This window comes from Rhizobium sp. YS-1r (genome assembly GCF_000757525.1).
In the GTDB taxonomy this organism is placed as follows: Bacteria; Pseudomonadota; Alphaproteobacteria; order Rhizobiales; family Rhizobiaceae; genus Neorhizobium; species Neorhizobium petrolearium.
The window spans coordinates 37,577-62,687 of sequence record NZ_JPYQ01000031.1 but is presented as its reverse complement, the minus strand read 5'-3'; the positions used below and the strand labels follow the sequence as shown (position 1 = coordinate 62,687).

The 25,111-nt window shown below is 62.2% G+C and carries 22 protein-coding genes; 18 read left to right on the top strand and 4 right to left on the bottom strand.

All coding sequences use genetic code 11. The annotated features are described in order from the left end of the window. Positions 1 to 16 precede the first annotated feature (16 nt). Positions 17 to 1,957 (bottom strand): PAS domain-containing sensor histidine kinase, encoded by a 1,941-nt coding sequence (locus tag JL39_RS20020; protein ID WP_037154713.1) that lies wholly within the window; start codon positions 1,955 to 1,957, stop codon positions 17 to 19. Positions 1,958 to 2,143: 186 nt separating this feature from the next. Here JL39_RS20020 and JL39_RS20015 point away from each other — a divergent pair, with 186 nt between their 5' ends. The 3 genes from JL39_RS20015 to JL39_RS20005 are packed head-to-tail and all read left to right on the top strand — an operon-like array spanning position 2,144 to position 7,140. After that, on the top strand, positions 2,144 to 2,746 hold the full coding sequence (locus JL39_RS20015; RefSeq protein WP_037154710.1) for a TetR/AcrR family transcriptional regulator: 603 nt from the start codon (positions 2,144 to 2,146) through the stop codon (positions 2,744 to 2,746). Positions 2,747 to 2,785: 39 nt separating this feature from the next. After that, positions 2,786 to 3,943: an efflux RND transporter periplasmic adaptor subunit gene (locus JL39_RS20010; RefSeq protein WP_037154707.1), complete on the top strand. Its 1,158-nt coding sequence runs from the start codon at positions 2,786 to 2,788 to the stop codon at positions 3,941 to 3,943. A gap of 32 nt (positions 3,944 to 3,975) precedes the next feature. Next, positions 3,976 to 7,140, top strand: a complete 3,165-nt coding sequence (locus tag JL39_RS20005) for an efflux RND transporter permease subunit (protein ID WP_037154704.1) — start codon at positions 3,976 to 3,978, stop codon at positions 7,138 to 7,140. Here the strand turns inward: JL39_RS20005 and JL39_RS20000 are convergent. Then, positions 7,086 to 8,075 carry a LysR family transcriptional regulator gene (locus JL39_RS20000; RefSeq protein WP_052183012.1) on the bottom strand — a complete coding sequence of 330 codons (990 nt, stop codon included), beginning with the start codon at positions 8,073 to 8,075 and terminating at the stop codon, positions 7,086 to 7,088. The genes JL39_RS20005 and JL39_RS20000 overlap by 55 nt on opposite strands. A 199-nt stretch (positions 8,076 to 8,274) precedes the next feature. On the opposite strand from JL39_RS20000, the gene JL39_RS19995 reads away from it, so the two are divergent. The 13 genes from JL39_RS19995 (at position 8,275) to JL39_RS19935 (ending at position 21,409) form a co-directional block, all read left to right on the top strand. Further along, the gene (locus tag JL39_RS19995) at positions 8,275 to 9,492 is read left to right on the top strand and encodes an ABC transporter substrate-binding protein (RefSeq protein WP_037154701.1); all 1,218 of its coding nucleotides are present in this window, start codon (positions 8,275 to 8,277) and stop codon (positions 9,490 to 9,492) included. Continuing rightward, positions 9,492 to 10,274: an ABC transporter ATP-binding protein gene (locus JL39_RS19990; RefSeq protein WP_037154697.1), complete on the top strand. Its 783-nt coding sequence runs from the start codon at positions 9,492 to 9,494 to the stop codon at positions 10,272 to 10,274. Before JL39_RS19995 ends, JL39_RS19990 begins: the two co-directional genes overlap by 1 nt. Position 10,275: 1 nt before the next feature. Further along, positions 10,276 to 10,977 (top strand): ABC transporter ATP-binding protein, encoded by a 702-nt coding sequence (locus JL39_RS19985; RefSeq protein WP_037154694.1) that lies wholly within the window; start codon positions 10,276 to 10,278, stop codon positions 10,975 to 10,977. Between the two features lie 268 nt (positions 10,978 to 11,245). Further along, positions 11,246 to 12,133 (top strand): branched-chain amino acid ABC transporter permease, encoded by an 888-nt coding sequence (locus tag JL39_RS19980; protein ID WP_037154690.1) that lies wholly within the window; start codon positions 11,246 to 11,248, stop codon positions 12,131 to 12,133. A 1-nt stretch (position 12,134) separates the two neighbouring features. Beyond that, positions 12,135 to 13,133: a branched-chain amino acid ABC transporter permease gene (locus tag JL39_RS19975; RefSeq protein WP_037154688.1), complete on the top strand. Its 999-nt coding sequence runs from the start codon at positions 12,135 to 12,137 to the stop codon at positions 13,131 to 13,133. Between the two features lie 12 nt (positions 13,134 to 13,145). Beyond that, positions 13,146 to 14,741, top strand: coding sequence for a GMC family oxidoreductase (locus JL39_RS19970; protein ID WP_037154686.1), 1,596 nt, complete (start codon positions 13,146 to 13,148; stop codon positions 14,739 to 14,741). Between the two features lie 13 nt (positions 14,742 to 14,754). Next, positions 14,755 to 15,834, top strand: a complete 1,080-nt coding sequence (locus JL39_RS19965) for an enoyl-CoA hydratase/isomerase family protein (RefSeq protein ID WP_037154684.1) — start codon at positions 14,755 to 14,757, stop codon at positions 15,832 to 15,834. Between the two features lie 24 nt (positions 15,835 to 15,858). Beyond that, positions 15,859 to 16,746 (top strand): 3-hydroxyisobutyrate dehydrogenase, encoded by an 888-nt coding sequence (gene mmsB, locus JL39_RS19960; protein WP_037154682.1) that lies wholly within the window; start codon positions 15,859 to 15,861, stop codon positions 16,744 to 16,746. Between the two features lie 450 nt (positions 16,747 to 17,196). Next, positions 17,197 to 17,400 (top strand): DUF1059 domain-containing protein, encoded by a 204-nt coding sequence (locus JL39_RS19955; RefSeq protein WP_037154680.1) that lies wholly within the window; start codon positions 17,197 to 17,199, stop codon positions 17,398 to 17,400. Positions 17,401 to 17,611: 211 nt separating this feature from the next. Next, positions 17,612 to 18,598 (top strand): thiosulfate ABC transporter substrate-binding protein CysP, encoded by a 987-nt coding sequence (cysP, locus tag JL39_RS19950; protein WP_037154678.1) that lies wholly within the window; start codon positions 17,612 to 17,614, stop codon positions 18,596 to 18,598. Positions 18,599 to 18,675: 77 nt separating this feature from the next. Then, a complete protein-coding gene (gene cysT, locus JL39_RS19945) occupies positions 18,676 to 19,497 on the top strand; it encodes a sulfate ABC transporter permease subunit CysT (protein ID WP_037154676.1) in 822 nt (273 codons plus the stop codon). 2 nt (positions 19,498 to 19,499) lie between these two features. Next, positions 19,500 to 20,390 (top strand): sulfate ABC transporter permease subunit CysW, encoded by an 891-nt coding sequence (gene cysW / locus JL39_RS19940; RefSeq protein WP_037154674.1) that lies wholly within the window; start codon positions 19,500 to 19,502, stop codon positions 20,388 to 20,390. Continuing rightward, positions 20,387 to 21,409: a sulfate/molybdate ABC transporter ATP-binding protein gene (locus JL39_RS19935; RefSeq protein WP_037154672.1), complete on the top strand. Its 1,023-nt coding sequence runs from the start codon at positions 20,387 to 20,389 to the stop codon at positions 21,407 to 21,409. Before cysW ends, JL39_RS19935 begins: the two co-directional genes overlap by 4 nt. A gap of 94 nt (positions 21,410 to 21,503) precedes the next feature. On the opposite strand, the gene JL39_RS19930 is transcribed toward JL39_RS19935, so the two are convergent. Next, the gene (locus JL39_RS19930) at positions 21,504 to 22,940 is read right to left on the bottom strand and encodes an NAD-dependent succinate-semialdehyde dehydrogenase (protein WP_037154670.1); all 1,437 of its coding nucleotides are present in this window, start codon (positions 22,938 to 22,940) and stop codon (positions 21,504 to 21,506) included. Between the two features lie 149 nt (positions 22,941 to 23,089). After that, positions 23,090 to 23,671, bottom strand: coding sequence for a cupin domain-containing protein (locus JL39_RS19925; RefSeq protein ID WP_052183011.1), 582 nt, complete (start codon positions 23,669 to 23,671; stop codon positions 23,090 to 23,092). A gap of 221 nt (positions 23,672 to 23,892) precedes the next feature. Between JL39_RS19925 and JL39_RS19920 the strand changes: the two genes are divergently transcribed. Beyond that, positions 23,893 to 24,366 carry a VOC family protein gene (locus JL39_RS19920; RefSeq protein ID WP_037154666.1) on the top strand — a complete coding sequence of 158 codons (474 nt, stop codon included), beginning with the start codon at positions 23,893 to 23,895 and terminating at the stop codon, positions 24,364 to 24,366. Positions 24,367 to 24,461: 95 nt separating this feature from the next. Then, positions 24,462 to 25,106 (top strand): glutathione S-transferase family protein, encoded by a 645-nt coding sequence (locus tag JL39_RS19915; RefSeq protein ID WP_037154664.1) that lies wholly within the window; start codon positions 24,462 to 24,464, stop codon positions 25,104 to 25,106. Positions 25,107 to 25,111 lie beyond the last annotated feature (5 nt).

Genomic DNA, 25,111 nt, shown 5'->3' with positions numbered 1-25,111 from the left:
TTCCGGCAAATTGGTTTCAGGAGGCGCCGAGGACCGAAGCGATGACGTCCTGAAGCTGATTTTGCGAGAAAGGCTTCGGCAGCCGCGGCAGACGGTTGTCGCCACCGGTGGGCAATTCCGCATAGCCGGTTGCGAGCACGACCGGCAGCCCCGGCCATTTTTCGCGGATGGCGGCCGCCAGTTCCGAGCCGGTCATGCGCGGCATGGAATGGTCGGTGATGACGAGATCGAACTGACGCTCCCCTTTGCGCAGCGTGTCCAGCGCCTCTGCACCGCTATAGGCTTCGATCACCACATGCCCCAGATCCTCCAGCATCAGCGTCGTGTTCATGAGGACCAGGGCGTCGTCATCGACGGCGAGGATCGTGAAGGCTCCCTTGGGGGCCTCGGCGGGTGAGGGCATGGATGTCTCCGAAAATTGCCGGGCGTCATTTGCGTCTGCGACGGGCAGGAAGAGCGAAACCGTGGTGCCCTTGCCCTTCTCGCTTTGGATCACGAGCTTGCCACCCGATTGCTCGGACAGGCCCTGGACCATCGGAAGGCCAAGTCCTGTTCCCTTGCCGACGCCCTTGGTGGTGAAAAAAGGCGTCGTCGCCCGGGCCAACGTTTCCTCATCCATCCCTTCGCCGGTGTCGGCGACCGAAAGCCGGACGTAACGGCCGGGCTTCAGCTTTTCCGACCCTCCGTCTACCACATGTTCCTCGGCATCGATGGTGATCAGACCGCCGTTCACCATCGCGTCGCGGGCATTGACGACAAGGTTGAGAAGTGCGGTTTCGAGTTGTACGGGATCGGTCATGACCGGGGGAAGATGGGGCGGGAAGCGGGTCTCGATCCGGGTATCGGCACCGAGGGAGCGTTGTACGAAATCCATCATGCCGTTCATCAGGGCCTGTGCGTCGACGGCTTCCATGTTGAGTTCCTGCCGACGCGAGAAGGCGAGCATGCGTTGGGTCAGCGCGGCACCACGCTCGGCGCCCTGGATGGCATTGTCGATCAACGGCATCAGTGCCGGATCGTTCGGCAGGCGTTTTTTCAGGATTTCCAGGCTGCCGAGGACAGCCATCAGAAGATTGTTGAAATCGTGCGCGACTCCACCGGTCAGCTGGCCGATGGCCTCCATCTTCTGTGCCTGGAAAAGCTCCTCACGTGCCTGGGTGAGTGCTTTCTGCACCTCAACCTTTTCGGTAATGTCGCGGGTGATCTTGGCAAAGCCCAGGAGCTCGCCATGCTCGTTGCGGATGGCATCGATGATCACATGTGCCCAGAAACGGCTGCCGTCCTTGCGTTGCCGCAGCCCCTCCTTCTCGACGCGTCCTTCTCTCCTGGCGGTTTCCAGGCTTTTTGCCGGCTCGCCGCGCTCGCGGTCCTCTTCCGTATAAAATTGTGAGAAATGCTTTCCGACGATCTCATCGGCCGTATATCCCTTGATGCGCTCGGCTCCGATATTCCAGTTGCTGACATAACCTTCCGGATCGAGCATGTAGAGCGCGTAGTCTGTGACGCCCTGCACGAGGAGCTGGAACTTCTGCTCGCTCTGCCTGAGGTCGACTTCCGCCTGCTTCCGCTCCGTCAGATCGCGGGTGACCTTGGCGAAGCCCAGGATCTCACCGGACCGGCCCCAGATCGGATCGATGATGGCATGCGCCCAGAAGCGAGTGCCATCCTTGCGAACATGCCAGGCTTCGCTTTCGAAACGTCCTTCCGTCGCCGCCGTCCGCAAGGCGTTTTCGGGCACCCGGGCGAGGCGATCTTCATTCGTGTAGAAGCAGGAAAAATGCTCTCCGAGGATTTCCCACGCCTCGTAGCCCTTGAAGCGTTGCGCCCCCGGATTCCAGCTCGCCACCCTGCCGTCAGGGGCGAGCATATAGATGGCATAATCGGTGATCGCATCAACAAGAAGCCGATAGCGCTCCTCATCAAGTAGCGAAACGTCGTAGCTTTGCGGCATGCTCATCCAATTTCCCCGGCCCGCCGAACGCGGTTCAACACGCTCAAACGTCATTTGTAACTTTTGGTTCCCGCCAGAGATGATTTTTGTCACAAAGCGTAGCCGCTCCGTAAAGGTTGACAGATGACAGTTTTCGCTTTACGAATGACGAAAAATGAAAATCGTCAGTCGTTAAGTGAAAGCCGTCAATCCATGGAAGCCAGTGAAAATACCATAGAGGCGACGAGGCAGGAGAACGTCAGCCGCATCCTCGATGCGGCGGAACGCCTCTTCAAGCACTACGGCTATACCAAGACCAATGTCGCCGATATCGCCCGCGATCTCGGGATGTCGCCCGCCAATATCTACCGCTTCTTCTCGTCAAAGGCGGATATTCACCAGGCGCTGGCGAACCGCATGCTCGACGGCAGCTATCAGATGGCTTTGGCCAATGCGAAGCGGCCGGTGAGCGCGACGGAGCGCCTGCACGATCACGTCCTGCAACAGCATCGGCTGACCCTCGAGACCATGCTCGACGAGAAGAAGGTGCACGAGATGGTGGTGATCGCCATCGAGCAGCAATGGCCGGTGATCCAGCAGCATCTGGACCGCCTCCGCTTGCTGATCGCCGACCTGATCCGGGAAGGCATCGATGCCGGTGAATTCCGAGAACAGAACCCGCTGCTGGCGGCCGAGAATTTCATGTCGTGCATGGTGAAGCTGTGCCATCCGATGCTGATCGCCGATTGCCTGCTCGAAAGGCAGATCGGGCAGCCGGAAGATCTCGTCGAATTCGGCCTGCGTGCCTTGAAATAACTCTCCTTATAGAAATCCCGCCATCAGGAGTGCGGCGCCATGTTTTTTGTGAAGACCAGACGTGATGTCTCGTTTCTCGTCAAAGGCCTCATTGTTGCGACTGCGCTCGGCGCGCTTGCGGCCTGCTCGGAAGAGAAGAAGGCCGAAGCGCCAGAGGTGGTTCGGCCTGTCAAGGTGATCGAGGTCTCTGCCGCCGATCAGGGCCGGAAGGTCGAGTATTCCGGCTCCGTCAAGGCGCGCACGGAGATGAATCTCGGCTTCCGTGTCGCCGGCAAGATCACCGAGCGGCTGGTGGATATCGGTCAGCGGGTCAAGCCGGGCGACGTGCTTGCCCGGCTTGATGCGACCGATTACCAGCTCGCCGTCCGCCGCGCCGAGGCCGATCTCGCCGCCGCGCAGAAACAGGCGGAGATCACCGAGCTCGCCAAGCGCCGTGCCGATTCTCTCTATTCCAAGAACGTTGCCTCCCAATCGGACATGGAGCAGGCGGCGCTTGCCTATGACCAGGCCGTCTCCTCCCGCCAGTCGGCGGTTTCGGCTTTGCAGGAGGCGCGCAACCAGGTTGCCTATGCCGAACTCAAGTCGGATCAGAACGGTATCGTCACCGCCGTCAGCGCCGATATCGGCCAGGTCGTGGGCGTCGGAACGGCGGTCATTTCCGTCGCCGTCGATGGCGGTAAGGAAGTGCAGATCGCCGTTCCGGAAATGGACGTCGCCAAGTTCAGCCCCGGCAAGACGGTCAAGGCGCGCTTCTGGTCGGCAACCGACCTTGTGCTTGATGGCAAGGTTCGGGAAATCGCAGGCAGCGCCGATCCCCAATCGCGGACCTTTGCGATCCGCGTCAGCCTACCGGAGGACCCGCGCGTCCTGCTCGGCATGACCGCGACGATCGAGGCGATCGAGGACAACGCCGCGCCGACCTGGTCCATTCCGCTTGCGGCTCTTGCCAAGAAGGACGGCCAGTCGGTCGTCTGGATCGTCGATCGTGAAAAAGGGATGGTGGGTTCGCGCCCGGTGACCGTTGCCGATTTTTCCGATGACGGCGTGCGCATTTCCGAAGGACTTTCGAAAGGTGACCTCGTCGTCTCGGCGGGCACGCAATTCATGCGTGAAGACATGAAGGTGAAGCTGCCGGAAGCAGTTGCCTCCCGCTTCGGCAGCGCCAGCAGCATCAGCACCGCTTCGGTTATGCCCTGATTTCAAGAACCCGGCCCTAAAGGACCACGACCATGAACTCCTCCCATCAGGACAATCCTCCGGAAAAGGCTAGGTTCAACCTGTCCCGCTGGGCGATCGGCCATCCGAGCATTGCCCGCTTCCTCTTCGGTCTGATCATCGCCATGGGCGTGCTCGGCGTCATGAACATGGGCCAGAAGGAGGATCCGGATTTCACCTTCCGCGTCATGGTCGTGCAGTCCGTTTGGCCCGGCGCCTCGATCGACGACATGCAGAACCAGGTCGTCAACAAGATCGAGCGCAAGCTTCAGGAAACGCCGCATCTCGACTGGGTGAAGTCCTATACCCGCGCCGGTTTTGCGATCACGACCGTGCAGGTCAAGGGCGATACGAATTCCGAGGAAGTGGCCGACGCCTTTTATCAGGTGCGCAAGAAGATCGGCGACATCAAACAGGATCTGCCCTCCGGCCTGCTCGGTCCTTATTTCAACGACGAATTCGGCGACACGTTCATCACGATGCACGCGATCGTCGGCGAGGGATACAGCTATCCGGAGCTGAAGCAGTTCGCCATCCAGGCGCGCGACATGCTGCTTGCCACGCCGGGTGTCGAAAAGGCAGTTATCCTCGGCGACCAGCCGCAGAAGATCTTCATCGACGTTTCCTCAAAGGCGCTGGCCGAACGCGGCCTGACCGTCGTCGACATCCAGAATGCGCTTGCCGGCCAGAACAATGTCGATCCGGCCGGCAGCGTGGAGACCGCCGAGCGCTCGGTTCGCATTTCCGTCGAAGGCGATGTCACGACGCCCGAAGATATCCGGGAACTGCGCCTGCGCGCCGGCAGCCAGGTGATCCGGCTCGGCGACATAGCGACGGTGAAGGAAGGTCTCGAGGACCCCTACCAGCGCAAGTTCCGCTTCGACGGCCAGGACAGCGTGCAGCTTGGCGTCGTCATGGCGAACGGGTTCAAGGTCACCGATGTCGGTCACGATATCGAGGCAACCTATCACCGCTTCGAAGAGACGCTGCCGGTCGGCGTTTCGGTGCACCAGATTTCCAACCAGCCGGAGGTCGTGACCGAAGCCGTCGGCGAATTCACCAAGGCGCTGATGGAAGCCCTCGTGATCGTCCTGATCGTCTCGCTGATTTCGATCGGCTGGCGCTCGGGCATCGTGATCGCGATCGCAATCCCCCTCGTGCTCGCGGCGACGCTCGCCATCATGTATTACATGGGCATCGAGCTGCAGCGCATCTCGCTCGGCGCGCTGATCATCGCGCTCGGGCTGCTCGTCGACGACGCGATGATCGTCGTCGAGATGATGGAGCGCAAGCTGGAGGAGGGGTTGCACCGCATTGATGCGGCGAGCTTCGCCTATTCGTCCACCGCCTTCCCGATGCTGACCGGCACGCTGATCACGACCGCCGGCTTCATCCCGGTCGGCTTTGCCGAATCCACCGCCGGCGAATATGTCCGCACGCTTTTCTACGTGGTGGGCATCGCGCTCGTCACCTCCTGGTTCGTAGCGGTCTATTTCACTCCCTGGCTCGGCTACATGATCCTCAAGCAGCGGGCGCATGCCGGCACCCATCACGACGCCTACGACACCCGCTTCTATCACCGCCTGCGCAGCACGGTCGGTTGGGCGGTGCGCCACCGGATCATCGTGCTCACCCTGACGCTCGCCGCCTTCTTCGGCAGCCTCTGGTCCTTCCAGTTCATCCCGCAGAGCTTCTTCCCGCAGTCCTCGCGGCCGGAAATCCTGGTCGACATGTGGCTGCCGGAAGGGACCGCGATCGAGGAAGTGGAACGGCAGGCGAAGGCGCTTGAAACCAAGATCCTGCCCGATCAGGACAAGACTTTCGTCGCCACCTATATCGGCGAAGGCGTGCCGCGCTTCTTCCTGCCGCTCGACCAGCAGCTCCGCAATCCGAACTATGCGCAGCTCCTCATCATGTCGAAGGATGAGGACGCAAGAGAGCGGCTGATCGTCAAGCTGCGCCAGATCCTGGCGGAGGATTTCCCGACCGTGCGCGGCAAGGTTGACCGTCTCTTCCTCGGCCCGCCGACCGGCTGGCCGGTGCAGATGCGCGTCATAGGGCCGGACAAGGCCGAGGTCCGCCGCATCGCCGACCAGGTCAAGGAACGCTATCACCAGCAGCCGCTGTTCGGCTCGATCCATGACGACTGGATGGAACCGGTGCCGGCCATGAAGCTGGTCATCGACCAGGATCGCGCCCGGGCGCTCGGTGTTTCCTCGCAACGTGTCCGCCAGATGCTGCAGACGGCGGTCTCGGGTGCGCCGATCGATGATTTCCGCGACGGCGAGGAGACGGTTTCGATCGTCGTCCGCGAGCCGGATGCGACGCGCAGCCTGCTGTCTGCCGTGCAGTCGGTCTATGTCCCGACGGACTTCGGCGGTTTCGTGCCCGTCTCGCAGATCGCCAAGGTCGAGCCGGTGCTCGAACAGGGCATCGAGTGGCGCCGCGACCGCCTGCCGACAATCACCGTCAAGGCGACATTGCCGGACGGCGTCGAGCCGACCCAGATGGCGCTCAACTTCTACAACTCGATCGCCGATCTGCGCGCCAGCCTGCCCGCCGGCTACAAGATCGAGATACAGGGCGGCGCCGAGGATTCGGCCGAAAGCCAAGCGTCGATCGCTGCCAAGGCGCCGATCATGCTGCTGGTGATCCTGGTGCTCCTGATGGTGCAGCTCCAGCATTTCGGCAAGGCCATGCTGGTGCTGGCGACCGGTCCGCTGGGTATCATCGGTGCAGCCATGGCGCTGCTCGTCACCGGCGCACCCTTTGGCTTCGTGGCTATCCTCGGGGTCATCGCGCTGCTTGGCATCATCATCCGCAACTCGATCATCCTCATCGACCAGATCGACCAGGATATCGCTGCCGGCATGGCACGCTCGGAAGCGATCGTCGGTGCGGCAGTCCGGCGCTTCCGGCCGATCATGCTGACCGCGATGACGGCGGTGCTGGCGCTGATCCCCATCTCCCGCGGCGTCTTCTGGGGGCCGCTCGCCTATGCGATGATGGGCGGCATCCTGGTTGCCACGGTGCTGACCATCCTCGTTCTGCCGGCTGGCTATGCGCTCTTCTTCGGCCGCGAGAAGAAGGACGAAGACGACAAGGGCGACCGCCAGCCGGCCAATCAGGGCGACTTGTTCGAAAGCCGTGAAACGCCCCTGCCCATGGCGGCCGAATAACGTCGCGCGCCTTCCTCGGGAGCCTGGTAGCTCCTGAGGAAGGCGTCCTGATTGGCGCGAACCGACTGAAAGATATAGTCCGTCACCATTCTCACCCGCGGCACATGACTCAGGTCGCGATGGCAGACCAGCCAGTAGTTCCGCCTGATCTCCACCTCGTCCGGCAATACGATCTGCAGGTCCGGATAGGAGCGGGCGATGAAATGCGGCAATACGCAGAGGCCGAGCGCATTCAGCGTCGCGGTGAGCTGCGCGAAGATGCTGGAGCTCTGGAAGCGCGCCTTGATGCCGGGGTGGACCTCACCCAGATAGTCGAGCCCCGGCACGAAGATCATGTCCTCGATATAGCCGATGAAGGGATGGCTCAAGAGATCCTGTCGGTTGCGGATCGGAGCCGCCCCGGAAAGATAGGCCTTCGATCCGTAGACGTTGAGGCTGTAATCGGTGAGCTTTTCCGTCAGATACGGTCCGTCCTTCGGCGGATCGAGGGAGACGGCGATATCCGCCTCCTTGCGCGACAGCGACATGATCTGCTGGATCGTCACCAGTTCCAGGGTGATGTTCGGGTGGCCGTCGCAGAAATTGCGGATCTTGTCGGCGAAGAAGAAATTCGCGAACCCTTCCGGCGTGCTGAGCCTGACGACGCCGCGCTGCGCGGTCGTGCCGGAGGTGATGTCGGCCTGCAGCCGGTCCGCTTCCGCCTCGATCCGCTCCGCCGCCTCGATGAAGCGCTGGCCCATGCCGGTCAGCACGTAGCCGCGCGGATTGCGCTCGAAGAGCTTCACCTTGAGGGAAAATTCCAGCCGGTCGATCCTGCGTGAAACCGTCGCATGGCTGGTGCGCAGCTGTCGGGCGGCGGTCGAAAGTTGCCCCGTGCGCGCCACGGCGAGAAAATATTGCAGGTCATCCCAAGTAAAGTTCGCATTGGCAGACAAGTCGAATCCTTAATCTGTTCAAAAATGCACAGATACTGTTTGCAATTAATTGCAGGTCCCTGCTTGCGTCAACAGCGGTTTTCGAGAACCATGGGGTTGGAACGGCTGCTTGGAGGAGAGCAGCTCACCAATTTTGAACAGACACTTTGGGAAAATCTCCGGGTACTTTCTCTGGGCACACTCTCTGGGAGGAGAAATCATGCGCAAGACACTTCTGACATCTCTGGCTGTCCTTTTTGCAAGCACGGGTCTTGCAAGCAGTATCGCGTTTGCGCAAAGCGCATCCGACGGCAAGGTCAAGATCGGCATCCTGAACGACCAGTCGGGCGTCTATGCGGATTTCGGTGGCAAGTCCTCGGTGGAGGCCGCGAAGATGGCGGTGGAGGATTTCGGCGGCAAGGTGCTCGGCGCTCCGATTGAGATCGTCGATGCCGACCACCAGAACAAGCCCGATATCGCCTCCAATATCGCCCGCCAGTGGTATGATACCGAGCAGGTCGATGCGATCATGGAACTGACGACCTCTTCCGTTGCGCTGGCGGTGCAGGCGATCGGCAAGGAAAAGAAGAAGATCGACATCGTCACCGGTGCGGCGACCACCGACCTCACCGGCAAGCAATGCTCTCCCTACGGCTTCCACTGGGCCTATGACACCCATGCGCTTGCGGTCGGCACCGGCGGCGCGCTCGTCAAGCAGGGTGGCGACACGTGGTTCTTCCTGACCGCCGACTATGCCTTCGGTTACTCGCTGGAACAGCAGACCAGCGACTTCGTCAAGGCGAACGGCGGCAAGGTCGTCGGCGCGGTCCGCCATCCGCTTGCGACGACCGACTTCTCGTCCTTCCTCTTGCAGGCGCAATCCTCGGGCGCCAAGGTCATCGGTCTTGCCAATGCCGGCCTCGACACTTCGAACGCCATCAAGCAGGCGGCCGAGTTCGGCATCACCGCCGGTGGCCAGAACCTTGCCGCGCTCCTCTTCACGCTTGCCGAAGTGCATGGTCTCGGCCTTGAAGCGGCGCAGGGGCTGACGATGACGGAAGGCTATTACTGGAACCTCGACGATCAGAGCCGCGCGTTCGGCAAGAAGTTCTTCGAGCGCACCAAGAAAATGCCGAACATGGTTCATGCCGGCACCTATTCGGCGGTGACGCAGTATCTGAAGGCCATCGAGAAAGCCGGCACGGATGATACGGACGCCGTCGCCAAGGCGCTGCATGAGATGCCGGTCGACGATTTCTTCGCGCGCGGCGGCACGGTTGCCGCGAACGGCCGGATGATCCACGACATGTATCTGCTGCAGGCGAAGAAGCCCGCCGACAGCAAGGAGCCGTGGGACTATTTCAACGTGCTCGCCACGATCCCCGGCAAGGAAGCCTATATGGACCCTGCCAAGAGCGGCTGCGAGCTGGTGAAGTAATGGCTTTCGCCGCGACAGTAACGCATGAAGAGCCGCGGGTGGTGCTTTCCGCCCGCGGCCTCACGAAACACTTCGGCGCCTTCGCGGCGGTGAAACAGGTTGATCTCGACGTCCAGCATGCCCGCGTCCACGCGCTGATCGGCCCGAACGGGGCCGGCAAGACGACCGTCTTCAACCTGCTCACCAAGTTCCTGCAGCCGACGGCGGGTTCGATCACGCTGCTCGGCACAGACATCACCAGCACGCCGCCGGACAAGGTGGCGCGCATGGGCCTTGTGCGTTCCTTCCAGATTTCCGCCGTCTTTCCGCATCTTTCGGTGCTCGACAACGTGCGCGTAGCATTGCAGCGGCCGAATGGCCTTTCCACACAGTTCTGGCTGCCGCTCTCCTCGCTCAACCGCCTGAACGCGCGGGCCGACGAGCTGATCGAGACCGTCGGTCTCAAACGCGAACGCAATGCGCTCGCTGCCGACCTTTCCTATGGCCGCAAGCGCGTGCTGGAGATCGCCACGACGCTCGCGCTCGATCCGAAGGTCCTGCTGCTCGACGAGCCGATGGCCGGGATGGGGCAGGAGGATATCGGCACGGTCGCCAACATCATCCGCGAGGTGGCGAAGACCCGTGCGGTGCTGATGGTCGAGCACAATCTTTCGGTGGTCGCCGACATCTGTCACCACGTCACGGTGCTCCAGCGCGGCGAAATCCTCGCGGAAGGCGATTACGCCACCGTCAGCCAGGACGAGCGGGTGCGGTTGGCCTACATGGGCTCGGAGGAGGCTTGAGATGACGCCGTTGCTGCAAGTCTCCAACCTCAATGCCTGGTATGGCGAAAGCCATGTGCTGCATGGCGTCGACATGACGGTGGGCGAGGGCGAGACCATCACCATCCTCGGCCGCAACGGCGTCGGCAAGACGACGACGCTCAGGACCATCATGGGTATCATCCGCGAGCGGAAGGGCGAAATCCGCTTTGCCGGCAAGAACATGCTTTCCGTGCCGCTGCACCGCATCGCGCATGCCGGCCTCGGCTTCGTGCCGGAGGAGCGCGGCATCTTCTCGACGCTGACCGTCGAGGAAAACCTGATGCTGCCGCCGGTCGTCGCCGGTGGCGGGATGACGCTCGACGAGATCTACGCGCTTTTCCCGAATCTTCAGGAGCGCCGCTCCAGTCCCGGTACAAAACTCTCCGGCGGCGAGCAGCAGATGCTGGCAATCGCCCGTATCCTGCGCACCGGCGTCAAGCTGCTGATCCTCGACGAACCGACCGAGGGGCTGGCGCCCGTCATCGTCCAGCGTATCGGCGAGGTGCTGAAGAAACTGAAGGAGCGCGGCATGACGGTGCTCCTGGTGGAGCAGAATTTCCGCTTCGCGAGCCGTGTCGCCGATCGCTTCTATCTCATGGAGCATGGTAAGATGGTCGCGGATTTCCCGGTCAAGGAACTCCCCGGCCGCATGGACATGCTGCACAAGGTTCTGGGGGTGTAGGGATGGCGAAGATCGTTAGATATTCTACTCCCAGGACTCCCTCGCAGCCATCTATGGGGTCCGGCCGGTGCAGCATACTCCCAATCTCCCCCCTTGTGGGGGAGATGTCATCGAAGATGACAGAGGGGGGTGGTGCAGCGAACGCGACGGTAGAGATTGAGGCGTCACCCCCCTCTGCCCTGCCGGGCATCTCCCCCACAAGGGGGGAGATCGGCACGCTGCGCTGTCTTCCTCAAATCGCGGCGACATTGCCCAGGAGCCACGCGCCATGACGATGATCTTCGGCATACCGCTGCAGGCCTTTCTCGGGCAGCTCCTGATCGGCCTGATCAACGGTTCGTTCTATGCGCTGCTCAGCCTCGGGCTTGCGGTCATTTTCGGCCTCCTGCGCGTCATCAACTTCGCTCACGGCGCGCAATACATGCTCGGCGCCTTCGTCGCGATGCTCTTGCTCCAGTATTTCGGGATCAACTACTGGTTCGCGCTGGTCCTCGGTCCGCTGATCGTCGGCCTGTTCGGGGCGCTGATCGAACGGACGATGCTGTCCAGGCTCTACAAGCTCGATCCGCTTTACGGACTGCTCTTCACCTTCGGGCTGGCGCTGACGATCGAGGGCACGTTCCGCTATCTCTATGGTGCGGCCGGCCAGCCCTATTCGGTGCCGTCGCAACTTGCCGGCGGCACGAATCTCGGCTTCATGTTCCTGCCCATCTATCGCGGCTGGGTGGTGGTCGTGTCGCTCGTCGCCTGCATCGGCACATGGCTGCTGATCGAGAAGACCAAGCTCGGTTCGTATCTGCGCGCCGCCACCGAGAACCCGGTGCTGGTGCAGGCCTTCGGCGTCAACGTGCCGATGCTGCTGACCCTCACCTACGGGTTCGGCGCTGCGCTCGCCGCATTTGCCGGGGTGCTTGCCGCACCGATCTACCAGGTCTCGCCGTTGATGGGCTCGAACATCATCATCGTCGTCTTCGCGGTGGTCGTGGTCGGCGGCATGGGCTCGATCATGGGCGCCATCCTGACCGGCTACATGCTCGGCATTGCGGAGGGCTTGACCAAGGTGTTCTATCCGGAGGCCTCGAATATCGTCATCTTCGTCATCATGGCGATCGTGCTTCTCCTGAGGCCAGCCGGCCTCTTCGGACGGGATGCGTAACATGACCGACCTTACTCAAAGCAGCGTCAAACGGCAGCCCGAACGGTCGGCCACGGCCTCGATGACCTATGCGGCCTTCCTGATCGCGGGGCTCGCCTTTCTCATCGTGGCGCCGGCCTTCTTCTATCCGATCTTCCTGATGAAGCTTTTATGCTTCGCGCTGTTCGCCTGCGCCTTCAACCTGTTGCTCGGCTATACGGGGCTCTTGTCCTTCGGCCATGCGACCTTCTTCGGGGGCGCCGCCTATTTCACCGCCCATGCGGTGAAGGAATGGGGCTTTCCGCCGGAACTCGGCGTCTTGACCGGCGTCGTCGGCGCAGCACTGCTCGGCCTCGTCATGGGCTATGTGGCGATCCGCCGGCAGGGCATCTATTTCGCGATGATCACGCTGGCGTTGTCGCAGATGTTTTTCTTCTTCTGCCTGCAGGCGGGGTTCACACAGGGCGAGGACGGCATCCAGTCCGTGCCGCGTGGCCATCTCTTCGGCTTCATCGACCTCAGCCAGTCAAGCAACATGTATTACTTCGTGCTGGCCGTGTTCCTGATCGGCATGGTGGTCATCTGGCGTTTCATCAACTCGCCCTTCGGCATGATCCTGAAGTCGATCCGCGAGAACGAGGCGCGCGCTACCTCGCTCGGCTATTCCGTCGCGCGCTACAAGCTCGGCGCCTTCGTCATGTCGGCGGCGCTGGCCGGACTTGCCGGCGGATTGAAGGCGCTGGTCTTCCAGTTCGCGACGCTGACGGACGTCGCCTGGCAGATGTCCGGCGAGGTGATCCTCATGACGCTGCTCGGCGGCATCGGCACGCTGATCGGCCCGATCTTCGGCGCTGGCCTGGTCGTCACGCTGCAGAACTATCTGGCGACGTCGGAATTCCCGGTGACGATCATCACCGGCGTCGTCTTCATGGTCTGCGTCCTCGTCTTCCGGCGGGGCATCATAGGAGAATTCTACGCCTCCCGGCTCGGCCGGAAGCTCGGTTTCGAGCATCGGCGGTGAACGGTCAAAGTTATGGAAAATTACGATTACATTGTCATCGGTGCGGGCAGCGCCGGCTGCGTCTTGGCCAACCGTCTCTCGAAAGACCCGGATAACCGCGTCCTGATCATCGAAGCGGGCGGCAACGACAATTACCACTGGGTGCATATTCCCGTCGGTTATCTCTACTGCATCAACAATCCGCGCACCGACTGGTGCTTCACCACCGAGAAGGAAGAAGGCCTCAATGGCCGTTCGCTTTCCTACCCGCGCGGGAAAATCCTCGGTGGCTGCTCCTCGATCAACGGCATGATCTACATGCGCGGCCAGGCGCGCGACTACGACCTCTGGCGGCAGATGGGTTGCACCGGCTGGGGCTGGGACGATGTCCTGCCGATCTTCAGGAAATCGGAGGATTTCTACAAGGGCGCCGACGAGATGCACGGCGCCGGCGGCGAATGGCGGATCGAAAAAGCCCGCGTCCGCTGGGCGGTACTCGACGCCTTCCAGAAGGCGGCGGAGGAGGCCGGAATCCCGATCATCGACGACTTCAACCGCGGCAATAACGAGGGCTCCAGTTATTTCGACGTCAACCAGCGTTCCGGCATCCGCTGGAATGCGTCGAAGGCCTTCCTCAAGCCCGCGATGAAGCGGCCGAACCTCACCGTGCTGACCAAGGCGCATGTGCGCCGCCTGATCATCGAGAACGGCGAGGTGAAGGGTGTCGAATTCCAGCACGACGGCGTGACGAAGAAAGCCCATGCGAGGAAGGAAACCGTGCTCAGCGCGGGGGCGATCGGTAGCCCGCATATCCTCGAGCTCTCCGGCGTCGGCCGCGGCGAGGTGCTGCAAAAGGCGGGTGTCGAGGTCGTCAAGGAAGTCAAGGGCGTCGGTGAGAACCTGCAGGACCATCTGCAATTGCGCATGGTCTACAAGGTCACCGGTGTTCCGACGCTCAACGAAAAGGCGTCGAGCCTGATCGGCAAGGCGGCGATCGGGCTGGAATATGCATTCAAGCGCTCCGGGCCGATGTCCATGGCGCCGAGCCAGCTCGGCATCTTTACGAAATCCGGTCCGGACAGGGAGACGCCGGATCTTGAATACCATGTCCAGCCCGTCTCGCTCGACAAGTTCGGCGATCCCGTCCATGCCTTCCCGGCCATGACCGCGAGTGTGTGCAACCTGCGTCCTGAAAGCCGCGGCTCGGTGCATCTCAAGAGCCCGGATTTCGCAGCCGCCCCCGGCATCTATCCGAATTATCTCTCGACTGCCGGCGACCGGGACATCGCGGTGAGGGCGATCCGGCTCACCCGCGATATCGTCAAGAAGCCTGCCTTCGCGCGTTACCATCCGGAAGAATACAAGCCCGGCCCGTCCTTCGAGACCGATGCCGATCTCGAAAAGGCGGCGGGCGATATCGGCACGACGATCTTCCACCCGGTCGGCACGGCGCGCATGGGCCCCGATCCGGAAAGCGTGGTCGATCCGCGTCTGAAAATGCGCGCGCTCGGAAAACTTCGTATCGCCGATGCCTCGATCATGCCCAATATAACATCCGGCAACACCAATTCGCCGACGATCATGATCGCTGAAAAGGCGGCGGAGATGATCCTGGCGGACAACCGTTAAACCGGAGATGCGCATGTCCGATACCGCCATTCAGAGTGACGAAGTCCTTCTCGACCACGTTGGTTCGGCGGCCGTCATCCGGCTCAACCGTCCAAAGGCCCTGAACAGCCTGAATCTTGCCATGGTGCGGGACATGAAGGCGGCGATGGAGCGTTTCGCCGGCGATCCGGCGATCTCCTGCGTCATCGTGAAAGGTGAGGGGGAACGGGGGCTTTGCGCCGGCGGCGATATCCGCGTCATCCACGAGATGGGCAAGGCGCGGGACCCGGAGGTCACCCGCTTCTGGCGGGAGGAATTCCCGCTCAACTACATGATCTCCCATTATTCCAAGCCCTATGTGGCGCTGATGGACGGTATCGTCATGGGCGGCGGCGTCGGCATTTCGTCGCATGGAAAGCACCGCATCGTGACGGAGCGGACGCGGCTTGCCATGCCGGAGACCGGCATCGGTTATGTGCCGGATGTCGGAGCCACCTGGCTTTTGCCGCATGCGCCGGGCGAGACCGGCACCTGGATGGCGCTGACGGGCGAGACGGTCGGCGCGGCGGACGCCATCCATGCCAATCTCGCAGACGCCTGCGTTCCATCCGAGCGCCTGGAGGGGCTGGTCGAGGCCCTGGGCGAGCTTAAGGGTGGCGCTTCCGACGAGCAGGCGCGGGCGGTGATCGATCGTTTTGCGGTCCTGCCGGGCGAGGGGCAGTTCGCTGCCCATCGCGACCTGATCGAACGCACCTTCCGCTTCGATAGGGTGGAGGAAATCGTCGCGGCCCTGGACAAGGAAGAGGGCGAGTTTGCCGTCAGGACGCGCGAGATCATCTCGAAACGCTCCCCGACAAGCCTCAAGCTGGCCCTGCGGCTGCTGCGGCTCGGACGCGCAAGTTCGAGCCTTGTCGAATGCCTGGAACGGGAGTTCACTGCCGGCGTGGAAATCCTGCACAACCACGACTTCTACGAGGGCGTGCGGGCCGCGATCATCGACAAGGACCGCAATCCGAAATGGCGGCCGGCGAGGCTCGAAGAGGTGAGCGGGGCGGACCTCGACCGTTATTTCGCCGTGCGGCATCCGGTGTTGTTTGCGGACCACAGGCTCTGAGAAACACAGGAACGGGAGGAAGACATGACCAAGATCGCATTTATAGGCCTCGGAAACATGGGCGGGCCGATGGCTGCCAATCTGGTGAAGGCGGGTCATGAGGTGCATGGCTTCGACCTCTCGGATGCCTCGGTGAAGGCGGCTGCCGGCGCAGGCGTCAAGGGCGCTGCGACGCTTGCGGAAGCCGTTCACGACGCCGAATGCGTCATCACCATGCTGCCGAAGGGAGAGCATGTCATCGCGGTCTGGACGGACCTTACGACGCTCGCCCCCGAAGGAACGCTCGTCATCGACTGCTCGACGATCGACGTGGAAAGCGCCCGCAAGGCACACAAGCTCGCGGAGGTGATGAACTGCATCTCGCTGGATGCGCCGGTTTCCGGCGGCACCGGGGGCGCTGCGGCCGGCACGCTGACCTTCATGGTCGGCGGTTCTCAAAAGGCGTTCGCGTCGGGCAAGCCTGTCCTCGAGGCCATGGGCAAGAAGATCGTCCATTGCGGCGAGGCGGGAGCCGGGCAGGCTGCCAAGATCTGCAACAACATGATCCTCGGCATTTCGATGATCGGCGTCTGCGAGGCCTTCGGGCTTGCCGAAAAGCTCGGCCTCTCGCACCAGGCGCTGTTCGATGTTGCCTCCACGTCATCGGGACAATGCTGGTCGCTCACCACCTATTGCCCGGTACCCGGTCCGGTGCCGGCCTCGCCCGCCAACAACGATTACAAACCGGGTTTCGCCGCGGCGCTGATGCTGAAGGACCTGACGCTGTCGCAGCAGGCGGCAAGGCAATCGGGTGCCGCAACGCCGCTCGGGAGCCATGCGGCGGAGCTTTATGCGGAGTTCGAGAAGGCCGGCCACGGCGGAGACGATTTTTCCGCGATCATCCGGATGCTGCGGGAGAAGGCGAGCGCTTGAGTTTTTCCGGAAACACCTTCGCCCACGCAGGCAGAGCCGGCATGGTTGGGAACGGGGCAGGCAGTGGCATTGGGTTTGGGAGGTAGGATTTTCTGCCTGCCCCGGCCGTTTCGGTTATCTTTCGAGAGTTGTCAGTTCCCGTCCAATCGTCTTCCACGACCATCACCGGAAACCGAGCCTTGACCCGTGAAGCTGGAGCCGGCTCGCGAACCCGGTTCCCATCCGATGACGTGAGGATTATCGCGCCGGTTTTGCTGGCGGGGACAAACGGCACGGGCCCTTCGATCCAAGTCGTTGATGGACAGACGGGTTATTTTTTGAAGACGCCGAAATCATCCCCGCAGGCGATCCGCCCGGCGGGGCTTTGTTTGCGTTTGTTTGTCCCGAGCAATGGGAGTAAAATTGGTTCCCCCTTGGCCGACCGGCCATGGACCTGTGATGGAGGAGAACATGGGTCGCAAATTCATCGATTGCCGCGAATTTCCGAGCGAAATGAAATGCACCATAGCCATGTCGGCTGACAGCACCGACGAGCTTGTCGATGTCGCGGTCCAGCACGCCGTTTCCGTGCATGGTCGTCAGGACACGCCGGAGTTCCGCACGGAGATCAGGAAAGCCATCCACGACCTGGAAGCCCCGCGCAGCGTCGCGTGACGGATGCTTGATGGAGGGTCCCCAGCGTTCATGGCACTGCCTTCTCGGGAGGGGAGGCGGCGTAATCCCGATGGTGAGCGAAAAGCTTTGCCAAACAGGGGCGAAAATGGACGAAATTTCTAAAGGGATGCGCAAGCGGGGTCCCCGGTTCCTCGCGATCCGGCACGCCAGCCGGTAGTTTCAGCGGCACAATCAAACACCGGAGACTTGCATGAACCGCCTCCTGATCCTCGGCACCGCGTTTGCGGCGCTTTTCGTCACGCCTGCACTGGCACAGGAGCCGAACAAGCTTCTCAACGCCTCCTACGATATCGCCCGCGAGATTTTCGCGGCCGAAAACGAGGCCTTCATCAAGAGCCATCCGGGCGTCACCATCGACCAGTCGCATGCCGGCACCTCGAAGCAGGCTCGTTCGATCGTCGAAGGTCTTGAAGCCGATGTGGTGACCTTCAACCAGGTCACGGATGTCGAGTTTCTGGTGAAGCAGGGCTTCGTTTCCGCGGACTGGCAGAAGGAATTCCCGAACAACGCCTCGCCCTTCTATTCCTTCCCGTCGTTCCTGGTACGCGCCGGCAATCCGAAGAACATCAAGGACTGGAGCGACCTTGCCCGCGACGACGTCCACGCCGTCTTCCCCAACCCGAAGACCTCCGGCAATGCGCGCTACACCTATCTCGCGGCCTATGCCTGGGCCAAGGAGGCCTATAGCGGGGACGAGGAGAAGATCGAGGCGTTCATCACCAAGATCTTCGACAACGTGCCGGTCTTCGATACCGGCGGTCGCGCCGCGACCACGACCTTTGTGGAGCGCGAAACCCGCGACGTGCTGATCACCTTCGAGGCGGAAACCCGCAGCATCGTCAAGCAGTACGGCGCCGACAAGGTCGAGAGCGTCATTCCCTCGGTCAGCCTGCTTGCGGAATTCCCGGTCGCCGTGGTCGACAAGGTGGCCAAGAAGCACGGCTCCGAAACGCTTGCGAAATCCTATCTGGATTTCCTCTATTCCGAGGACGGCCAGCGGATCGCGGCCGAGTTCGGCCATCGCGTCCACAACGACAAGGTCGTCTCCGAGTTCAAGGATGAGTTTCCGGAAATCCGCCTTGTCAATGTCGACGACGTGTTCGGCGGCTGGAGCAAGATCCAGACGGAGCATTTCTCTTCCGGCGGCACTCTCGACAAGCTTTACGGCAGTCGCTAATCCCGCATCGGACGGGTTTCCTCCTGCCCGGCGGGCTTTGATCCGCCGGGTTTTGCCGTGAAAAAAGGAATAGCAGTTTGAGACGCAATGTCCTGCCCGGATTGCCGCTCTCGCTGGGCGTGACCCTTACCTATGTCGGCCTGATCGTGGTCCTGCCGCTTGCCGCGCTTGCGTTCAAGGCGGCAAGTCTTGGGCCGGAGGACTACTGGCGGATCGTTTCGTCGTCGCGGGCGCTCGCCAGCTATCGGGTCACGGTGCTTTCGGCGCTCGCCGCGACCGCTTTCAATCTGGTGTTCGGCCTGGCGCTCGCCTGGGTGCTGACGCGTTACCGCTTTCCGGGATGGCGCATCGTCGACGCCATGGTGGATCTCCCCTTCGCGCTGCCGACGGCGGTTGCCGGCATTGCGCTGACCGCGCTGTTTTCCACCAATGGCTGGTTCGGTTCCGTGCTTGCCGGGTTCGGCATCAAGGTCGCCTATACGCCGCTCGGCATCATGATCGCCATGTGCTTCACGTCGCTGCCCTTCATCGTCCGCACCGTGCAGCCGGTGCTGGAGGACCTCGATCCGGCGCTGGAGGAAGCGGCTCAATCGCTCGGCGGCTCCGACTGGGAAATCTTCCGCAAGGTCATCCTGCCGCTCCTGACACCTGCGCTTCTGGCGGGCGTGTCGCTCTCGTTTGCCCGTTCGCTCGGCGAGTTCGGGGCGATCATCTTCATCGCCGGCAACCAGCCGATGTCGACGGAGATCACCGCGCTTCTGATCTTCATCCGGCTGGAGGAATACGACTACCAGGCGGCAGCCGCGATCGCCTCCGTCCTGCTTCTGACCGCCTTCTTCATGCTCGCCGTCACCAACTGGATGCAGGCGCGGGCGCTGCGCTATACGGTGAGGAACTGACCATGAGTGTCATCGCTACCCGTCGCAAACCGCCGCGCATCGGGGATGGCCCGGTCTTCCGCCGCAGCCTGATCGGCGTCGTGCTCGTCCTCGTCGCCATTCTCATCCTCGCGCCGCTCGTCATCATCGGCGTCGAGGCCTTTTCGAAAGGCTGGCAGGTCTATCGCGACACGATCGCCCATCCCGACACGCGGCATGCGATCATGCTCACGGTGCTGACCGCGCTCGTCGCCGTGCCGGTCAACACTGCCTTCGGCATCGCGGCGGCCTGGGCGATCACCAAGTTCGATTTTTGGGGCAGGCGCTTCCTGCTCGTGGTGATCGAAATCCCGTTCTCGATCTCGCCGATCGTCGCCGGTGTCGCCTATCTGTTCGTCTACGGGCTGCAGGGCATTTTCGGCCCGGTGCTGGATGCCTACGGGATCAAGATCCTGTTCGCGATCCCCGGCATCATCCTGGCGTCGATGTTCGTCACGGCGCCCTTCGTCGCCCGCGAACTCATCCCGCTCATGCAGGCGCAGGGCCGCGACCTGGAGGAGGCCGCCACCTCGCTCGGGGCGTCGGGCTGGCGCACCTTCTTCGCGGTGACGCTGCCGAACGTCAAATGGGCGCTGCTTTATGGCGTCGTGCTCTGCAATGCCCGCGTCATGGGCGAGTTCGGCGCGGTCTCGGTCGTTTCGGGCAATATCCGCGGCCAGACCAACACGCTGCCGCTCCATATCGAACTGCTCTATCACGATTACCAGGCGGCGGGCGCCTTCGCTTCCGCCTCCATTCTGGCGCTCATCGCCGTCTTCACCATCATCGCCAAGGTGGCGCTGGAACGCCAGGGGGCCGGCCGCGTCCGCCCAAGGGCGCCGGAAGCCGCCAATGCCGCGGAGAAAGCCTCATGAAAATCCGCCTCGACCACGTGGTCAAAACCTTCGAGACTTTTCGCGCCGTCAGGGATGTCTCTCTGGAGATCGAAAGCGGCGAGCTCGTCGCGCTGCTCGGGCCGTCCGGTTCCGGCAAGACGACCATCCTGCGCATGGTCGCGGGCCTCGAATATGCCGATGGCGGCCACATCTATTTCGGCGAGCAGGACGCGACGGACATTCCCGTGCGTGACCGCGGCGTCGGCTTCGTCTTCCAGCACTATGCGCTCTTCCCGCATATGACGGTTGCGCAAAACATCGCATTCGGCATGAAGGTCTCGAAGGTGAAGCGCGGACAGGCGGCGATCGATGCCCGTGTCGGCGAGCTTTTGCGTCTCGTGCGCCTCGAAGGCCTCGGCGACCGGTTTCCGGCGCAGATTTCCGGCGGCCAGCGACAGCGCGTGGCGCTCGCCCGCGCGCTTGCGGTCGATCCGAAGGTGCTGCTGCTCGACGAACCGTTCGGCGCGCTCGATGCCAATGTCCGCCGCGACCTGCGCCGCTGGTTGCGCGAAATCCATTCCGAGCTTGGGATCACCACGCTTTTCGTCACCCATGACCAGGAAGAGGCGCTCGACCTTGCCGACCGGGTCGTCATCCTGAAGGATGGGCATATCGTCCAGCAGGGCACGCCGGAGGAAGTCTGCCGCGATCCGAAATCGGCATTCGTCATGAAGTTCCTGGGTGATGCGAACGTGATCTCTGCCGAGGTGCGCGACGGCAAGGCCTATGCCAGCGGCGCGGCGATCGAGGTTTCCGGTCTGGCGGACGGCAAGGCGGAACTCTACGCCCGTCCGGCCGATCTCGACTGGTCACTGCAGGGGCCGGGCATTCCGGCCAGCATCAGCCGCGTGCTGGACCGGCCGGGCGGGCGGCGGGTGCTGGCGACCACCGAGGCTGGCGAGCATCTGGAATTCGACGTCGAGCCGGAGCGCCTCGTGAAGGCGGGCGATGGGGGCTTCGTGACCCTCAGGCGGGCGAAGGTGTTCGCGATCGGTTGAGCTTTGGGCTGAGGGGGGTGTCGCGGGCAATGAAGCAAAAAAGGACAGCGATACGAACCGCTGTCCCTTGGATTTCAAACAACCAACTTAAGTCTCAGCTCATCTGGGAAACGAGGCGGGTTTCCAGATAGGCTTCGACGGCTTCCGAACCACCCTCGGTGCCGTAGCCGGAGTCCTTGATGCCGCCGAAGGGTACTTCCGGCAGGGCAAGGCCGTTGTGGTTGATGGTCAGCATGCCGGCCTCCATCTGGCGGCCGAGCGCGTGGGCCGTCTTCACCGAGCTGGTGAAGGCATAGGATGCCAGTCCGAAGGGCAGGCGGTTCGCCTCTTCGATCGCATCGTCGAAATGCGAGAAACGGTTGACGATGGCAAGCGGGCCGAACGGCTCGTCGTTCATCACCTTGGCGGAGGTCGGCACATCGGTGATGACGGTCGGCTCGAAGAAATAGCCCTTGTTGCCGATGCGCTTGCCGCCGGTCTTCAGCTCGGCGCCCTTCGATACGGCGTCATGGATCATGTCTTCCATGGCCGGGATGCGGCGGTCGTTGGCAAGCGGGCCCATGGTGACGCCTTCTTCCAGGCCGTTGCCGACTTTGATCGACCGGGCATACTTGATGAGGCCCTCGGTGAACTTGTCGGCGATGCCGTCCTGGACCAGGAAGCGGGTCGGCGCGACGCAGACCTGGCCGGCATTGCGGAACTTTGCCGCCGCCGTCACCTCGATCGCCTTTTCGAGATCGGCGTCATCGAAGATGATCGCCGGCGCATGGCCGCCGAGTTCCATCGTGGCGCGCTTCATGTGCTTGCCGGCGAGTGCAGCGAGATGCTTGCCGACCGGCGTCGAGCCGGTGAACGAGATCTTGCGGATCACCGGATGCGGGATCAGGTATTCGGAAATCTCGGCCGGAATGCCGTAGACGAGGTTGACGACGCCTGCCGGAACGCCGGCATCGACGAAGGCGCGGATGAGTTCGGCAGGCGAGGCCGGGGTTTCTTCCGGCGCCTTGACGATGATCGAGCAGCCTGTGGCGAGCGCTGCGGAGAGCTTGCGGACGATCTGGTTGATCGGAAAATTCCAGGGCGTGAAGGCGGCGACCGGACCGACCGGCATCTTGATCGCCATCTGAGCCACGCCGCTGAAGCGGGCCGGGATGATCTGGCCATAGGTGCGGCGGGCTTCTTCTGCGAACCAGTCGATCGTGTCAGCGCCGCCCATCACTTCCATCTTCGCCTGGGCGAGCGGCTTTCCCTGTTCGCGGGTCATCATGAAGGCGATCTCATCGACGCGCGAGCGCATGATGTCGGCGGCCTTGCGCATCAGCTTGGAACGCTCGAAGGCGGCGGTGTCACGCCAGATCTTGAAGCCCTTCTCGGCCGCTTCCAGCGCAAGATCGAGGTCCGACTTGCGGGCATGGGCGATCTTGCCGATCACCTCTTCGGTCGCGGGATCGATGACCGGAAGGGTCTCGCCGCCGATGGCATCGCGCCATTCGCCGTTGATGAAGAGCTTGACGTCGGGATAGGTCTGCATGGGGTCCACTTTCGTTCCAAAAAAAGGGCGGGCGTTCTAAAAAGGGCGGGGCGATCAGGGAAAATCGCCGGCAGAGATACGGAGAATTCGCCAGCCTGACCTAAGATAATTGACGGCCACAATCAACGGTGACCTTCAATAAAGTCATACTAAAGATAGGGTGGTGTGCAGGCGCTCACCACCTCGCAGCGTTCGGTGCCGACGTTGCGGTAGCGGTGCGGCAGGCGGCTGTCGAAGAGATAGGCGTCTCCCTTCTTGAGGATGCGTGTCTGGCTGCCGACGGTCAGTTCAAGCTCGCCGGCCACCACCACGCCGCCTTCCTCTGCATCATGCTGCAGCATGGTCTCGCCGCTGTCGGCGCCGGGTTCGTAGAACTCATGGAAAATCTGCACGCTGTGGGATTTCGCGTCGCCCACCTGCAGAAGGGTCAACGTGCCGGTGGAAAGCGGAACCAGTTCATCGGCGCGATAAAAAATCTGGTCGACCGGCGGCAGGGTCAGCGCGAAGAAATCGGTCAGCGGATAGGAGATCGATTCAAGGATCTTCTTCAGCGAGGCGACCGAAGGGCTCACCTTGTTCTTCTCGATCAGCGAGACGAGCGAATGGGTGACACCCGCCTTCATCGCCAATGCCCGCTGGGAAAGCCCATGCTGATGGCGCACCAGGCGCAACCGTTCACCGACGTTGAAACCGCCATCGGCGTCTTCCGCCGTCTTTTCCATGGCGTGCATTCTTTCGAGCGACCCTTATCTCATTCGTACACTGCCCCCTGATGGGACCTGACCTCACTGATACACCGAAGGCGGAAATTTCTCCAATGACGAAAAACGGCGTGGGGTGTGAGGGGATTTAAGTTTTTTCGGCTGGATGTCGGATCGCCGAAGGCCCCTGCGTCTTTAGGGTATGGTCGTGACTGACGACCTCGTCACGAGGACTAAAAGGGAGAACTGCAATGGCAAAGAACACGATCTGCGTTTGGTACGACAAGGATGCCGAAGAGGCCGCCCGCTTCTATACCGGGATTTTTCCGGATAGCGCCGTCGGCGCGATAATCCGCGCGCCCGGCGATTACCCGGACGGCAAGCAGGGAGACGTGCTCGTCGTGGAATTCACCGTCGCGGGCGTTGCGTGCGTCGGGCTGAACGGCGGCCCGGTCTTCAAGCACAACGAAGCCTTTTCCTTCCAGATTTCGACCGAAGACCAGGAGGAGACCGACCGATACTGGAACGCCATTGTCGGCAATGGCGGTCAGGAGAGCGAATGCGGCTGGTGCAAGGATAAATGGGGCATTTCCTGGCAGATCACGCCCCGCGTTCTCATGGAGGCGCTTGTGGCCGGTGGCGCAGAGGCGAAGCGCGCCTTCGATGCGATGATGACCATGAAGAAGATCGACGTCGCGGCAATCGAAGCCGCCCGGCGCGGGTAGGTAAACGCCCCGACAAGCTTCGGATCGTTGCCGGCTGGCGAGGTCAGCCGGCGCTTGCCGTTTTCGAGACAGGTGCAGAAGGGAGGATATCGGGCATGATCACCGTATACGGCGAAGGGAGAGGGTTCCGGGTCGTCTGGCTGCTGGAGGAAATGGGCCTGCCGTACCGGCTGAGGCTGGTGGACCTGATCGCCGGCGTCGAGCATGACGCGGAGTTTCTGGCCATCAATCCCGCCGGGTTCATCCCGGCACTTCAGGACGGCGACGTCATCATGGTCGAGTCGATTGCGATCATGGAATATCTGATGGCCCGCTACGGGCCGACGCCGCTTGCGCCGCAACCATCCGATTCCGCCTTCTCGTCGTACCAGCAGTTCCTTCACCTGGGCGAAGCGGGGCTGGCGGCCTCCATGTATTTCGTCTCCGGTGCCCGCAATCTCGCGCCGGAGGCCGAGCGGCAGAACTGGAGTGCCGGCCAGGCGCTATCCGTGTTCGAGAGCCGGCTGGGACTGGTGACGCGACAGCTTGCGCATTCGCCCTATCTTGCCGGCGAAACATTCACGGCGGCGGACATTTCGGTGACCTATGCACTGGAATTTGCCCGCAGGACTGTCGGCTTTGCCTTTGGCGAGGCTGAACGCGCTTATGTTGCACGGACCACCGGCCGCGAGGCCTACAGGCAGGCGATGGATGTCTGTGCGGACACGAAGGCGTGGGACAAAAAAGTGTCGAGGCTTTGAAACTC